We start from the raw sequence: 13351 nt of genomic DNA on the forward strand, positions 1-13351 counted from the left end.
CCAGAACCGCTTGATATAAGCGCTCTGACGGTTTTTTTGCGGGTAAGTCATGCATTCAGCAGCTTTTTGATCTTGGCCTCAAGCTCTTCCGGAGACAACGTGCCGACGATGACATCGCGGATCATCCCGTTCTCGTCGATCAGCACATTGGTCGGAAAGGCGATGCCGTTATATTTGCGGTATGCCTCCTCCTTCTCGTCCAACAGGACCGGGAAGGTGTACCCGTAATTTTTGACAAATTCCTTGGCGTTCTCCAGCTTATCATAGAAGGTGACGTTGACCGCATAGACATCAAGCTGTTCGCCGTATTGTTCCGCCAGCTTCACGAGATCCGGCGCTTCTTCCTTGCAAGGGTCGCACCAGGAAGCCCAGAAATTCAGCAGCAGCGGTTTGTCGCGTTTTCCGCCGACTTGATACGTTTTACCGTCGAGGGCGGTCAGCGAGAATGCCGGCGCTTTCGATCCGGGCTTGGGCGCGTTTTCGGCCACCAATTGGCTCACCGATTTTCCTTGGCCCGCCGCGGCGGAATTCGTTTCATCGCCCAAGCCGAACACGGACAAAATCCCTGTTTTGTTGTTTTGGTACAAGGCGGCGCATAGCAGGATCAGCAAGCCGGCCAATATCCACAAATTCCGTTTCATCATCTAACTTCCTTTTATGTTATGGTTAATATGCGCCTTTCGTTTAAACTGCAAACTGCGTTTTCCTTTTCATTGTACCCTCTTTTTATAAATAGTTACAATTAAAGAATAAATATTATTTACTATTCTAAAAGGAGCTTGTGCCATGCCTCCGAAACGAGATCATTCCGTATTGCTGGTTTCCTCCGCAAGAGCCGAGTTGGTCAAAGACAGCACGGAACGCTTCCCGCAAGAAGCTTGTGGCGCGCTGTTCGGCACGGCCGCTCACGGTCTAACGGTGATCGAGGAATATCGGCCGCTTGCCAATATTGCGGATCATCCGCTGCACGCTTTTGCGCTGAACCCGGAGGAGTGGGTCCGCTGCTGCTTTACCCCAGGACTGCTCGGCATCTTCCATTCCCATCCGTCTTCGCCTCCGCTTCCTTCAAAGTCGGATCTCAACGCATTGCAGCATTTCGGCTCGCTTCTGTCGGTTTATCTCATCGGAAGTTTCCGGACGGAGGACGGAAAGCCGTATTATAAAGAAAAGCCGCCCGGTTCGCCGGACAGCTTCGTTCTTCGCGCCTATTCTGTTGTAAAGCAGGACAACGATTCTCTCTCTTTAAGCAGCCTGCCTATGACTTGCTCAGAAAAGCGTACAGATCGCCTAATGTAATTACATTGATCTCTTTAAGACGCCCGATCATGACCTTCCATAACCCGGCCGTCATTTTGGCGTCCTCCAATGCGTGATGACGCTTCGTTACCGGAATGCCGTATACCTCGAGCCAATCGTCGAGCGACGATATTTTTCGTTCCGGCTCCAGCTTCTGAGCGATCATCATCGTATCCAGCACCCGGTGGCCAAGATGGGCTTTAGTCGTCTTCCAAAGGGCGACATCCAGGAAAGCCTTGTCATGCGCGCTGCCATGAGCGATCAGCACCCGGTCGTCGACAAACGCCATAAATTCCCGCAAGGCCTGCAGCAGCGGCGGAGCATCCTGAACCATCTCCTGCGTGATCCCGGTCAGTTCCACAATACGCTCCGGAACGGTGCAACCCGGTTTGCACAGCGAGTAATAAATCTCCTCCGTGATCTCTTCCCCTTCGACCTTCACGCTGCCGAAAGACAAAATTTCGTCCCCGTAATGATAGTGGAAACCGGTCGTCTCCAAATCGAATACAGCGGTTTTAAGCTGGCTGAGCGGAACGTGAAGCGTCTCCGGGCGGCGCTGTCCCTTGGTCAGCGAGCGCACAAACGCGATCTGCTGCGCGCTGGGCGCTCCGAGCATGGAAGCGATCCGGGGGGAAACCCCTCCTCCTTTGAACGCCTCCCAAAATCCGCCGTTTCCCTTCATCGGTTCCTTCATAGCCATTTCCTTTCCGCGTATCTTTGCTGTCTTTGCAATGTCCGGTACATCAGCTTCACCGTGCTGAGCGCTTCGCGCAGCTCCAATTTGATTTCCTTTTGCCGCAGAATCGCTCCCGGCAAATACCCTGTTCCCGACAAAACGCCGTCTTCATCGGTATAGGAAGTCATCGATCTGAAGCGCAGCGCGGTATGAAACGCCTTCTGGCAGGATTCCAGCCACCGGTAAGGCACGGCTTCCAGCTGATTCAGCTGGGCGAGCCGTTCCGATGTCGATGAAGCGTTGATCCCGTATTCCACGGCCAGGTACCGGACCGCATTGACAATAGGAAGATACAGCCCGTATTTTACGTCAAAATCACCGGCATGCTCGCCGGTCTGCTCCGTAATCACCTGTCCCAGCACGTTCAATGCGGCTTTGTGGCGGACCGTATTCCGCAGAACCGCAGCCGGAAATTCCTGGTCCGGCGTAGAAGTCCGCTCGAATATTTCGTACATCGATTGCCTCACGTTGTCGTACAGACGAGAATCGCCGGCGATGAAGCGCATATCCGCCGCAATCATAAGATATCTCACCTGTTCCCAGCCAAGCTCCTCCCTCCAGGCCTCGAACTGACCGGTCCATTCGCTGACTCGCTTTCGCCAAAGCGGGTTCGAAACCATCACATTCCCCGGGCATGGCGGGTATCCGGACGCTTCCAACAGCTGCGACAGCCGCGATCCGAATATTTCAAAATACGCCGAAACCGCCGGATCATCTTTATTCTCAATGATTATTCCGTTGTCCTGATCGCTCCACAGCGTTTGTTCTTCCCTGCCGGCGCTGCCGAAGACGACAAAGGCATAAGCAGCAGGAGGAGAGCCGAAGCCCTCCTCATCCAACTGCTGCTCACATAAAGCTGCGGCCCGCGCCATTACGGTGTTATGAAGCTCTCCGACTTGCCGGTTCCACGCTGCAATCTTCGTCGTTGCAAACCTGTCGTACAGGAATTGCTGCACTTCGAATCGCGCCGATCTGAGCAGCTCCGGAGCGGAAGCCGACCGGATCGCTTGAAAACTGACCTGGCTCATCGCCGTTTCGTGACTCATAGGCCGACTCCCTTTCCCATTTCTTCATAGATGACCCGCGAATTCTTAACTTCATATGGAATTTAAATCGCCGTATCGTTCTTTACGCCGGATGTGGGAGCCGCCGAGCCTTGATTCAGCAGGCTCATTTGCTCCGGATATCCGTAAGTTCCGTGCTCGCTCATATCCAGCCCCATCATTTCTTCTTCTTCCGTTACCCGGAGACCGATCGTCCATTTCATAATACCGAGGACGATGAAAGAAATCGCCAGTACGAAAGCGAAGGTTCCGATAACCCCCAATACTTGCACTCCCAATTGTCCGAAACCGCCGCCGTAGAAGAGTCCGGCCGTGCCGACGCCGACCGTGTCGGCCAGCTCAGGCGTCGCGAACAAACCGGTGGAGACAGCGCCCCATACCCCGGCGATGCCGTGTACGGAGAAAGCGTAAATCGGATCGTCCAATCCGGCCCGTTCAAACCATCTTGCGGTAAAGAAAGTCAAGATGCCGGCTACGGCACCGATGACAATAGCAGCCCATGCTTCGACAAATGCACAAGAACCGGTAATCGCCACGAGTGCGGCAAGCACCCCGTTCAGCATGCTCGGAATATCCGATTTGCCCATAACGGCCCAGGAGATAAGCAAAGCCGCAACTGCGCCGGCGGCTGCCGCCAGATTCGTTGTCACCAGGACGTAACCGAAAAATCCGTCATTCAGCGGCGTCAAGGCGCTGCCGGGGTTAAATCCGAACCAGCCGATCCAAAGGATGATTACGCCGAGAACGGTAAGCACTTGGTTGTGACCCGGAATACTGTTCGGCTTGCCGTCTTTGTTGTATTTGCCAAGACGCGGTTTCAGCAAGAACGTGGCGACCAGCGCCGCCGTCGCGCCCGTCAGATGGACGACCGTCGAACCCGCGTAATCCTGCATGCCGAGAGCGCCTAGCCAGCCGCCGCCCCATACCCAGTGAGCGACAACCGGATAAATGATGATCAGGAACAGCGCGCCGAAGATGATATATACGCTAAGCTTGGCGCGTTCGGCCATACCGCCGCAGGCGATAGCCAGAGATACCGCGGCAAAAGCCATTTGGAACAGGAACATCAGATTTAATGGAACGCCGACTTCAGAAAATACGCTGAACGATCCGATCGCTTGTTCACCGCCGAAGAAAAACCCTGTCGTACCAAGGAAGCTGTTGCCGTCCCCGAAGCCGAGGCCGAAACCGAACGCCCACCAGACGACGACGGAGATGCCTAGCGTCAATACCGTCTTACCGGCAACGTGGCCGGCGTTTTTCATCCGTACGGTACCTGCTTCCAAAAGAGCAAAGCCCGCTTGCATGAAGAATACGAGCATACAGGCCAGGAATACAAATACGGCATTCAACCCGACCTGTAGAACCGGTGCGGTGACTTCCCCTTCGGCCGCAAACGCCGATACGGGAAATGCAAATGCGGCAACTGCTCCCAACAATCCAAACAGCCATTTCTTTTTCATGAGACCCTCTCCTCAATGTCATATTTCCTAACACAAAATAAAATGTTAAGGTGATTATAAGGCCAAATATGCAAATATGACAATAGTTTTTTTGAAAAAAACTAAAAAACGGCTCAATATATAACATACAATGTTAGATATAGTTGTAATTAAGTCTAGTTACTGAAAGATATAAAGTATGACGTTTGACTGTACGGTTGTAATTCGGTTATCATATTTATACAAATATAAAGCGGCAATTATAAGCCGTAACACCTCTATAATAAGAATAGAATGGATGGAGAGGGGTGATCATATTGGAGTTATGAAACTATACCGCATCGGCGAGCTGGCGAAGGCTGCGGATGTCAGCGAGCGAACTATCGACTATTACACCAAACTCGGTTTGATCTCGCCCGAGAAACGCACGCAGAAGAATTACCGTTTATACAGTTCTGAAACCTTGAACAGGCTGGAACGTATTAACCAGATGAAACAGGAAAAATACTTGCTGGAGGAAATCCGGGAAAAGCTGAAGCAATGGGACAATGTCTCTCAGGAAGAGCATGTCAGCGAAAAGCTCAGCTCCCTTGAGATCCATATGCAGCAGCTCGAACGCGAGGTCAAGGAACTCGAGCCGCTCATTTCGAGTCTGAAGCCGGGGCAGGCCCGCCGCGCATTTACCAATTTAATGCCACAGAGCCTGGCTTGCATCGAAGCGTTAAGATTCCTATTGAGTCAAGGCCCGTTCAGTTAGAATAGTTTTTCCTGGACCATCATGTTTACTATCTTGGAGGAATGAATCATGTATTCTGACGTAATGCTTATCGCGATTTTGTTGGCATTCGGATTATCTTTATGGGCCCAGGTAAAGGTATCGGGCACATTCAAGAAATGGGCGAAGGTTCCGAACATGTACGGACTTACCGGCCATGACGCGGCCAGACGCATGTTGGATTCGAACGGCCTGTACGACGTTCCGATCGAACCCGTGCGCGGCACCTTGTCCGACCATTACGATCCCGTTAAACGGGTGGTTCGCTTGTCGGAGCCGGTTTATTACGAAAGCTCGATCTCGGCCGTAGCGGTAGCCTGCCACGAGGTCGGCCACGCCATCCAGCACAAGGAATCTTATCCGATGCTGGTTCTGCGGCACAAAATGTTCCCGGTCGTGAATTTTGCTTCCGGGGTCGCGCCGTTTCTGCTTCTGGCCGGCTTTCTGTTCGGAGCTTTGAACCTCGTCGGCCTGGGGATTGTTTTCTTCTCGGCCGCTGTACTGTTCCAGCTCGTAACTTTGCCGGTCGAATTCAACGCCAGCAACCGGGCGCGCAAAATCATGCTGCAGCAAGGGTTTGTTACGCAGCAGGAAGAACGCGGCGTCGGCAAGGTGCTCAACTCCGCGGCTTTGACTTATGTGGCCGCCGCACTGATCTCCCTGCTTGAACTGGTCCGTTACATCCTCATTTTCGTAGGCGGCAACAACCGGGAGTAAGGTGATTTTCCGGGAAATAATGATGAAGACCAAAACGCCTCCGCTGCTCACCGCAGCGGAGGCGTTTCTTTGTATGGGGAAAATAAAAAAAGCCGCCGGTCATTGACTCGGCGGAGTATCGATTTGCAGTCCGAAATATTCGAGCAGGAAAATTCTAAAAGACTGGGCAACGAGCGGCAATTTCTCATCCGCCCGGTGAATCAGCCCTATCGTTCGCGTCACCTTAGGATCCGAAATCCTTACCCGCGCAGGCTGCAGCGTGTAGCTTTGAAACAGCGCCATTTCCGGCAACAGACTCACGCCCATGCCCGCGCCGACAAGACCGCGGATCGTGTCGGTTTCCTCGCCTTCAAAGGCGACTTTCGGAGTGAATCCGGCATCCAGACACGCCTGCCACACGATCGGCCTAAGCGAATAACCCTTGCTGAACAAAATAAATTTATCGTCCTTAAGCTGATTCAGTCTGATGCTCTGCTCGCCGGCCAGCGGATGGCCGGGCGGGATGATCGCCACCAAATCCTCCGTCAACACCACATTTCCGACCACTTGATCATGGTTCTCCGGGAAAGGCGAGATAAACGCCAAATCGACTTCGCCCGATACGACATCGCGGATCAATGTCGGGTAAGTCCCTTGCCTGAAGCGGAATTTGACATTGGGATATAATTTGCGGAACTCGGCCACGACGCTGGGAATCATATGGATCCCCAGACTGTTGGGAAATCCGAGCCGGATCTCGCCCTGCTCGGGATCCAAAAACTCATGGATTTCATTGACCGCGCGGTCCAAGTCCTTCAGAATGCCTTCGACACGGCTACAAAAAAGCTGGCCCACGGCCGTCAATTGTAAATTCCTTCCTTTTTGCATGAACAGGTTGACGCCCAGCTCTTGTTCCAGCTGGTGAATTTGCCGGCTTACCGCGGATTGGGCCACATGCAGCTCTTCTGCCGCCTGGGTAACATGCTCTTTTCTCGCCACTTTAAGAAAGTACTGCAATTGTCTCAATTCCACGAATCCGATCGCTCCATTTCGCATCTGCTCTTAAAATCCGAATTAGGGCCGATTACAAATAAAAGGGCTTACATATTAATATTTCACTAGATCTCACAAATGTGGTGGCTTATCTCTAATGTACCATGGACCTCCCGGGTGTTCAACGGCGTTTTAACAGCCGGATAATGATTCCGTAGAGGAAGAAGCCTCCGATCAGGCCCCCGAAATGGGCCATCCAGTTCACCTGAGGCACCAAAAACGAGAATACAACCCCGATGATCAGCAGGCTGTACAGCGTCTTGCGCGAGCTCTCATCCATCATATGACGCTGGAACAGGGCGATGTACAGAAACGCGCCGTAAACCCCGTATACGGCTCCTGAGGCCCCGACGGAGAGATGTGGCTCCAAGGAGCGGTTATAGATCTCCAGGGTAATGAGATTGCCGATGATCCCGCTGCCTAGATACAGCACAGCATACCGCCAGTGACCGAGCAAACGCTCCAGCGGCGGAGTAAAGACGAGAATGGCGAAACAGTTGGAGAACAGATGGCTGAAGCCGGAATGCAGAAACATCGATGTAAACAACCGCCACCATTCGCTCGCCAAGGGTTCGATATTGGTTAATGCCCCGTATTTCAACTGAGTCAGGGGATTATCGCTCCCCCCGTTAAAGGCGACCAACACGAACATCGCCAGATTGGCGGCCAAAATCAGGCAGGTCACCGGGTAATAGCGGAGATAGCTTCGTAAATTCTCATAGCGGATAAAAATCATTGCGAACCTTCCTTTACATGTTTTTACTATTGTTGGTTTCTTTTTTTAAAACGATTATAATTAGGATTGTATCCCATTATCTCATGACTAGGAGGAGAAATAAATGACCCAAGAACGCACAAACGTTGCGACTTTTAAAGGCAACCCCCTCACCCTGATCGGCCCCGAACTCAAAGTCGGCGACAAAGCGCCGGATTTCCGGTTAAGCAAAAACCTGCTGGAGGAAGCCACGCTTGGCGACTTCGCCGGCAAGATCAAGCTGATCAGCGTCGTGCCGTCGCTCGATACGGGCGTATGCGACGCGCAAACCCGCCGCTTCAATCAGGAAGCATCCGGTCTCGGCGACGACGTGGTCGTTCTGACCGTCAGCGCTGACCTTCCTTTCGCGCAAGCCCGCTGGTGCGGTGCCGCCGGCGTCGACCGCGTGATCACCTTGTCCGATTATAAGGATAACTCCTTCGGCAAATCTTACGGCGTGCTTATCAAAGAATTTGCGCTCGATCACCGCGCCGTATTCGTCGTGGATAAGGACGACACCATCCGCTACGTCGAAGTGCTGAAAGAAATGTCCGAGCATCCGGATTACGAGAAGCCGGTAGCGGCCGTCAAGGCCTTGCTATCCTGATTTTCGCATACATCCCGAATTACAAACAAGCTCCAAACCAAAAACGAGCCGGGGAAACAGCTCCCCTGCTCGTTTTTTTCATGTGATATTTCCGGGCCGGCGCTCCTAGGAAACGACCTTATAGGCTGCCAGCTTCTTGTCCAAAACGGAGAACAACTGCTGAATATTGCGGTAATTCGCGCCGAGATCGCCGAGGGATCCGCGGGTCGCCGAATAGATATCGACGGCGCTGCGCATCGGTCCGGTCGATACGATCGACACGGTCAGATCCATCGTCCGCCCGAACGTGCTGCGCTTCTCCAGCGTAATTTCCCCGACGGACTGCACTTCATGCAGCACTTTGTAGCCGGGCACCTTTTTTAAAGTTGAGGATACTTCCTCCCAAATTTTGTCTTTCGATAATTGATAATATCGTGTTTTTAATTCGGGCACCTTCGCGCGGTCGCTCGTCCCTTCCTGACTGCGAAAAATGCCGGTAAGCGTTCTTTTGAATGACAAACCGCTCTTCCTCCTTTATCCTACTGACCAACAAGTATGCGATTTCACTATATGTATAGTTTAGCATTGTTGAGCGACAAACAAAAGTTTTCCATGGCGTTTTTTGGGCACAAAAAAGCACCTTGAAGCCTCCGGTGTTCCAAAGATTTCAAAGTGCTCTCCCTGTAAAAAAGTAGACCCGCCTATGCCGTCCGGTTACATTATCTCGAACCTGCATCAGCAGGTGGGTGACCGCAGCGGCATTTTTGAAGTCCCCGCATCACAAGCGGATAGGGCCTTTCAGCCATGACGCAATGTAAGTCTCCCGAGACATTGTCATTGGTTCAAAATAACATAGAACCGAAACGCACATCGCAGGACGTATTCCTATTATAGGACTCCGGCGGCCAAAAGTAAACTTGGCTGACAAGCAAATTCGCTCATCTTTTGCCGAAAGATAAAGGAATTACTCCTTCTCTTTGCCTTCACCGGAAGTAAGTTCAAGCGCTCCCTCTCCGTCTCCTTCACCATCCGCCGCTTCCGAATCCGTGCTTTCCTCGGCCGCGCGCATCTTCTCCACTTTCTCCTGGACTTTGTTATAAGCCGCATAGAAGTTAAAGAAAGCGACCAGCGCGGTAAGGCTGGCGAGACCGAAGAAGATCAGCCACGGGAAACGGTAGGTCAAAAATAGCAGGACGCCGGTGCAAATCACCGTCGACAGCATCCGGAACGGCTTGAGAATCGTCAATAAGACCGCGTTTTTGATCAATTGGGTAGTCTTCAAATAGTAATGAGCCACCATAGAGAAGAAGTGGAACAAGGAAACCAGCAGAATCACCAGGAATACCATGATGATGATTCCGATAAACTGCAGATTATTGAACTGTTCCATGTAGACGGTGTAATCAAAGTACATAATCGCCGTGAGCAAGGTGTAGAAAATGCCGCCGATCATGCTTTGCTTATAGTTCTCTTTGTATCCTTTGAAGTAAGTTCTTGTTACACCTACATCCGCTTCCCCCATCACCCATTTGCGCGTCACCGAAAAAAGCGCGGATGTGGCCGGGAACAGTGTAAACGGTGTCAAAACAGCCATAAAAATAATGTTCTGGTAGTAGAAATCCGACCCAAAATCCGACAGAAAGAAAGCGGTAAACGCAAAAAACAAAAATGGCAGGGAGCAGATGAGCCACAGCAAATTGCTGCCGGCCACTCTCATAATCCATTCCGTAATTTTATAAAACCCGCCCATTAAACCTTTTGGTTCCAAGTAAAAATCTCCCTCCGATATGTTTAAGTCTTGTCCATATGTAATACTATAGCATGTTTGCATAACGACTATCCAGCGCCTATTTTGACGGTTCTGGGTTATTGTCTAAACTGGGGCGCCCTGCCCTCCATACAATATTACGTATTTAACCCACCTAATATTTAAAAGGAGGTTATCGCATGTCCCACGTTGGAGGATATGGGCACTTCTGGACTTCGACTGGAACAATTCTCGTATTGTTCATCCTGCTTGTTATCATCACCCGTACAATTCTGTACTAATGATGAAAAAGCAAAGAAGACGAAGTGAGGCTTCGTCTTCTTTGCGACTTTTTGCGAAAGCTGCTTCTTAATTGTCGAACGAGCTGTCGCTGCGTTTGGACGGTCTGCGGTCGCCGCCGTTGTAGTTCGAAGTGCGCGGCTTGCGGTCGGACGAGGAACGGTAGGAGTCGCGTCCTCCGTCCTTGTTGTACCCGCCTTTGCCGCTGCCGTAACCTCCGCGGCTCCCGCCGTCGCGGTTATCGCGGCGATACCCGCCGCCTCCGCGGTTGCCGTAGCCGGACGGCTTGCGGCCGCTGGAACGGATATCCGGATTCCGGCGTTTCACGCGGATCGGTTCTTCCGGCGTAAGCTCGATATTCGCTTTCTCATTCTTCTCGCCGGTGATCAGCTTGAATGCGGCCGCCAGCAGGTTCACGGAATCGTATTGCTCCAGAAGCTGAATGGCGATGCCTTTGTATTCGTTCAGCTCGCCGGCTTCCACCAGCTCAAGCAGGCGTTCCGCCGTAATCCGCTGCTTGCCTTCGATCGCCTCGGCGATGCTTGGCAGAGGCTTACGGGCAATCTTATGGCGCGTGATGCGCTCGATGAAATGCAGGTGGTCGATTTCTCGCGGCGTGACGAACGACCAGGCGGCGCCTTCCTTGCCGGCGCGTCCGGTCCGGCCGATCCGGTGCACATAGCTCTCCGGATCCTGCGGCAGGTCGAAGTTGACGACATGCGATACGCCGGATACGTCGAGACCGCGCGCGGCCACGTCCGTAGCCACGAGCACGTCGATGCTGCCGTCGCGGAATTTGCGCATCACGTTATCGCGCTGATTCTGGGACAAGTCCCCGTGCAGGCCGTCCGCGGAATATCCGCGTTTTTGCAGGGCTTCCGACAATTCGTCGACCCGGCGCTTCGTACGTCCGAAGACGATGGCCAGCTCCGGCGATTCCATATCCAGGAGACGGGTCAAAGCGTCGAATTTTTGACGTTCATGCACCTCAATATAAGCTTGGTCGATCAGCGGCGCGCTGACTTGTTTCGGGATGACGGAGACATGCTCGGGATTTTTCAGGAATTGCTGAGCCAGCTTTTGGATATTCGCCGGCATCGTGGCGGAGAATAACATCGTCTGGCGCTCTTCCGGAACGAGCTTCAAGATCGACTGGATATCGTCCATGAAGCCCATATCGAGCATTTCATCGGCTTCGTCAAGCACCACGGTTTGAACATCGTCAAGTTTAATCGTTTTCCGGTTGATGTGGTCAAGCAAACGGCCCGGCGTACCGATAATAATTTGAGGCTTCTTCTTCAATGCGCGAATTTGGCGGACGATGTCTTGGCCGCCGTAAATAGGAAGGGAGCGCGTACCTTTGAAACGGGCCAGCTTGCCGATCTCCTCGGCTACCTGAATGGCGAGTTCGCGGGTCGGGGTCATAACCAATGCGACGATGCGGTCTTCTTCTTTAGGGATTCTGTTGATCAGCGGAAGGCCGAAGGCGGCCGTTTTGCCCGTCCCCGTCTGGGCCTGTCCGATCAAATCGCGCCCGGTGAGAGCGATCGGAATCGACTTGGCTTGAATCGGGGTCGCTTCTTCGAATCCGAGTTCGGTTATGGCTTGTAATACTTTAGGCTCTAGGCCGAAATCTGCAAATGTGTTCAAATTGTTCATACTCCTTCTATAGTGGACATTCCACAAACTTGACTGTATTCTTAAGTAGCATTAAACGTTTATAGACTATCCAATCTCACCGGAAATTTTACATAGCGGACTGGAAAACGAAATCTTTACGAACGGCAAATACTGTTTAAAAATGGAAATCCATCCCTACTCAAGAATATCTCAAACATTATAGCACAAAACAAATAAAGAATACTAGCAAGCAGGCTTTAGATACTGCATATTATCGCGAGGTGAATTTAGTGTTAAAGGAAATCAGGAACTGTATCGTCATCTTGATCGGGGCGGCCTGCATCGCATCCGGCTTCAACCTGTTCCTCGTTCCGCAACATCTGCTCAGCGGCGGCGTCTCGGGACTCGCCATGCTGACCGGGTACTTCTCCCCGCTCAGCATCAACACCATGTACTTGGCATACAATGTGCCGATCCTTATCGCCGGCTGGTTCTTGCTCGGCAAGCGGTTTATCGGCCTAAGCATGCTGTCGGTCGTGGCCGTGACCTGGTTCATGTCGCTGATCCCGGAGAGGGCGCTGGCATCGGATACGCTGCTCTCCGCCGTATTCGGCGGCGTACTGGTCGGCCTTGGCAGCGGCTTCTCCTTCCGGGTCGGCGGCTCTTCCGGCGGCTTCGACATCGTCGGTTCCATCGTTACGCGGTACCGGGATTTCCCCGTCGGCCAGTTCCTCGTCGGGCTGAACGCCCTGGTCATTTTAGCGATGGGCTATCTGGAAGGAAACTGGAATTTGGCGCTCGCCTCGATGGTTTCCATTTACCTCGCGGGGAAGGTGCTGGATTTTATCCATATCCACCATCTCAAAGTCACGCTCTTTATCATTACCGACCGGACGGAGGAACTGCGGGAGCGGCTGCTCACCCGCCCGCGCGGCGTAACTCTGATCAAGACGCAAGGAGCGTTTTCCCATAAGGAAAAAGATATGCTCATGACCGTAACGACCCGTTATGAGCTTACCGAACTGAAAGAAATCATCAAAGCTACCGATCCCGGCGCGTTTGTCAATATTGTGGAAACCGTCGGCGTCATGGGTTCGTTCCGCAGGCGCTAGCCTTCATAGACGCGCGTTTACCGTTCCAATTCGTGAGGTTTGGTGATATAATTATAGCAGCGGTTCCTTCAAAATCTCCATATCATGGTCAGCTTTACCTTATTTCACAGGCTGTATGCTTTTCCGAAGTAGGAATGATTCCGGCAACGAATGATTCTTTTAGGAAAGGG

General features: G+C 52.3%; 15 protein-coding genes and 1 other RNA gene. 6 read left to right on the top strand and 10 right to left on the bottom strand.

Annotated features, from left to right (window positions below; genetic code table 11):
• Window positions 1-47: 47 nt before the first annotated feature.
• On the bottom strand, window positions 48-641 hold the full coding sequence (locus V3851_RS06700; RefSeq protein ID WP_331845747.1) for a TlpA family protein disulfide reductase: 594 nt from the start codon (window positions 639-641) through the stop codon (window positions 48-50).
• A gap of 145 nt (window positions 642-786) precedes the next feature.
• On the opposite strand from V3851_RS06700, the gene V3851_RS06705 reads away from it, so the two are divergent.
• Window positions 787-1296 (top strand): Mov34/MPN/PAD-1 family protein, encoded by a 510-nt coding sequence (locus V3851_RS06705; protein WP_331845748.1) that lies wholly within the window; start codon window positions 787-789, stop codon window positions 1294-1296.
• Here the strand turns inward: V3851_RS06705 and V3851_RS06710 are convergent.
• From V3851_RS06710 to V3851_RS06720, 3 genes are all read right to left on the bottom strand, one after another.
• Entirely contained in the window at window positions 1256-1990 is a 735-nt protein-coding gene (locus V3851_RS06710; protein ID WP_331845824.1) for an exonuclease domain-containing protein, read from the bottom strand. The genes V3851_RS06705 and V3851_RS06710 overlap by 41 nt on opposite strands.
• Window positions 1987-3078: a DUF294 nucleotidyltransferase-like domain-containing protein gene (locus V3851_RS06715; protein WP_331845749.1), complete on the bottom strand. Its 1092-nt coding sequence runs from the start codon at window positions 3076-3078 to the stop codon at window positions 1987-1989. The genes V3851_RS06710 and V3851_RS06715 overlap by 4 nt, the downstream gene beginning before the upstream one ends.
• Window positions 3079-3140: 62 nt before the next feature.
• Entirely contained in the window at window positions 3141-4559 is a 1419-nt protein-coding gene (locus tag V3851_RS06720; RefSeq protein ID WP_331845750.1) for an ammonium transporter, read from the bottom strand.
• Window positions 4560-4863: 304 nt separating this feature from the next.
• On the opposite strand from V3851_RS06720, the gene V3851_RS06725 reads away from it, so the two are divergent.
• Window positions 4864-5295 carry a MerR family transcriptional regulator gene (locus tag V3851_RS06725; protein WP_331845751.1) on the top strand — a complete coding sequence of 144 codons (432 nt, stop codon included), beginning with the start codon at window positions 4864-4866 and terminating at the stop codon, window positions 5293-5295.
• Window positions 5296-5343: 48 nt separating this feature from the next.
• Complete coding sequence (locus tag V3851_RS06730; RefSeq protein ID WP_331845752.1) at window positions 5344-6030, top strand: zinc metallopeptidase; 687 nt, start codon at window positions 5344-5346, stop codon at window positions 6028-6030.
• 99 nt (window positions 6031-6129) lie between these two features.
• Here V3851_RS06730 and V3851_RS06735 read toward each other — a convergent pair whose 3' ends face one another.
• Together V3851_RS06735 and V3851_RS06740 are read right to left on the bottom strand one after the other, a co-directional pair.
• Window positions 6130-7041, bottom strand: a complete 912-nt coding sequence (locus V3851_RS06735) for a LysR family transcriptional regulator (protein ID WP_331845753.1) — start codon at window positions 7039-7041, stop codon at window positions 6130-6132.
• Window positions 7042-7183: 142 nt separating this feature from the next.
• Entirely contained in the window at window positions 7184-7798 is a 615-nt protein-coding gene (locus tag V3851_RS06740; protein WP_331845754.1) for a rhomboid family intramembrane serine protease, read from the bottom strand.
• A 103-nt stretch (window positions 7799-7901) separates the two neighbouring features.
• Here V3851_RS06740 and tpx point away from each other — a divergent pair, with 103 nt between their 5' ends.
• Window positions 7902-8423, top strand: a complete 522-nt coding sequence (tpx, locus tag V3851_RS06745; protein ID WP_331845755.1) for a thiol peroxidase — start codon at window positions 7902-7904, stop codon at window positions 8421-8423.
• Window positions 8424-8528: 105 nt separating this feature from the next.
• Here the strand turns inward: tpx and V3851_RS06750 are convergent, their stop codons facing one another.
• The 3 genes from V3851_RS06750 to V3851_RS06760 form a co-directional block, all read right to left on the bottom strand.
• A complete protein-coding gene (locus tag V3851_RS06750; RefSeq protein WP_331845756.1) occupies window positions 8529-8921 on the bottom strand; it encodes a DUF1499 domain-containing protein in 393 nt (130 codons plus the stop codon).
• 171 nt (window positions 8922-9092) lie between these two features.
• A non-coding RNA gene (ssrS, locus tag V3851_RS06755) (6S RNA) lies at window positions 9093-9284 on the bottom strand.
• An 82-nt stretch (window positions 9285-9366) separates the two neighbouring features.
• Window positions 9367-10170, bottom strand: a complete 804-nt coding sequence (locus tag V3851_RS06760; RefSeq protein ID WP_331845757.1) for a YesL family protein — start codon at window positions 10168-10170, stop codon at window positions 9367-9369.
• Between the two features lie 179 nt (window positions 10171-10349).
• Here V3851_RS06760 and V3851_RS06765 point away from each other — a divergent pair, with 179 nt between their 5' ends.
• Window positions 10350-10451, top strand: a complete 102-nt coding sequence (locus V3851_RS06765; protein ID WP_331845758.1) for a sporulation protein YjcZ — start codon at window positions 10350-10352, stop codon at window positions 10449-10451.
• Window positions 10452-10518: 67 nt separating this feature from the next.
• Here the strand turns inward: V3851_RS06765 and V3851_RS06770 are convergent, their stop codons facing one another.
• Window positions 10519-12099, bottom strand: a complete 1581-nt coding sequence (locus V3851_RS06770; RefSeq protein WP_331845759.1) for a DEAD/DEAH box helicase — start codon at window positions 12097-12099, stop codon at window positions 10519-10521.
• Between the two features lie 260 nt (window positions 12100-12359).
• On the opposite strand from V3851_RS06770, the gene V3851_RS06775 reads away from it, so the two are divergent.
• The gene (locus tag V3851_RS06775; RefSeq protein ID WP_331845760.1) at window positions 12360-13181 is read left to right on the top strand and encodes a YitT family protein; all 822 of its coding nucleotides are present in this window, start codon (window positions 12360-12362) and stop codon (window positions 13179-13181) included.
• Window positions 13182-13351 lie beyond the last annotated feature (170 nt).

The sequence above is a fragment of the Paenibacillus haidiansis genome, from assembly GCF_036553665.1.
Taxonomy (GTDB): Bacteria; Bacillota; Bacilli; order Paenibacillales; family Paenibacillaceae; genus Fontibacillus; species Fontibacillus haidiansis.

Excerpts from the sequence above, each read along its gene's own strand:
- V3851_RS06730 (WP_331845752.1), top strand. The coding sequence starts at position 5,344 with ATGTATTCTGACGTAATGCTTATCGCGATTTTGTTGGCATTCGGATTA.
- V3851_RS06720 (WP_331845750.1), bottom strand. The coding sequence starts at position 4,559 with ATGAAAAAGAAATGGCTGTTTGGATTGTTGGGAGCAGTTGCCGCATTT.
- V3851_RS06765 (WP_331845758.1), top strand. The coding sequence starts at position 10,350 with ATGTCCCACGTTGGAGGATATGGGCACTTCTGGACTTCGACTGGAACA.
- V3851_RS06705 (WP_331845748.1), top strand. The coding sequence starts at position 787 with ATGCCTCCGAAACGAGATCATTCCGTATTGCTGGTTTCCTCCGCAAGA.
- tpx (WP_331845755.1), top strand. The coding sequence starts at position 7,902 with ATGACCCAAGAACGCACAAACGTTGCGACTTTTAAAGGCAACCCCCTC.
- V3851_RS06725 (WP_331845751.1), top strand. The coding sequence starts at position 4,864 with ATGAAACTATACCGCATCGGCGAGCTGGCGAAGGCTGCGGATGTCAGC.
- V3851_RS06715 (WP_331845749.1), bottom strand. The coding sequence starts at position 3,078 with ATGAGTCACGAAACGGCGATGAGCCAGGTCAGTTTTCAAGCGATCCGG.
- V3851_RS06740 (WP_331845754.1), bottom strand. The coding sequence starts at position 7,798 with ATGATTTTTATCCGCTATGAGAATTTACGAAGCTATCTCCGCTATTAC.
- V3851_RS06710 (WP_331845824.1), bottom strand. The coding sequence starts at position 1,990 with ATGAAGGAACCGATGAAGGGAAACGGCGGATTTTGGGAGGCGTTCAAA.
- V3851_RS06700 (WP_331845747.1), bottom strand. The coding sequence starts at position 641 with ATGAAACGGAATTTGTGGATATTGGCCGGCTTGCTGATCCTGCTATGC.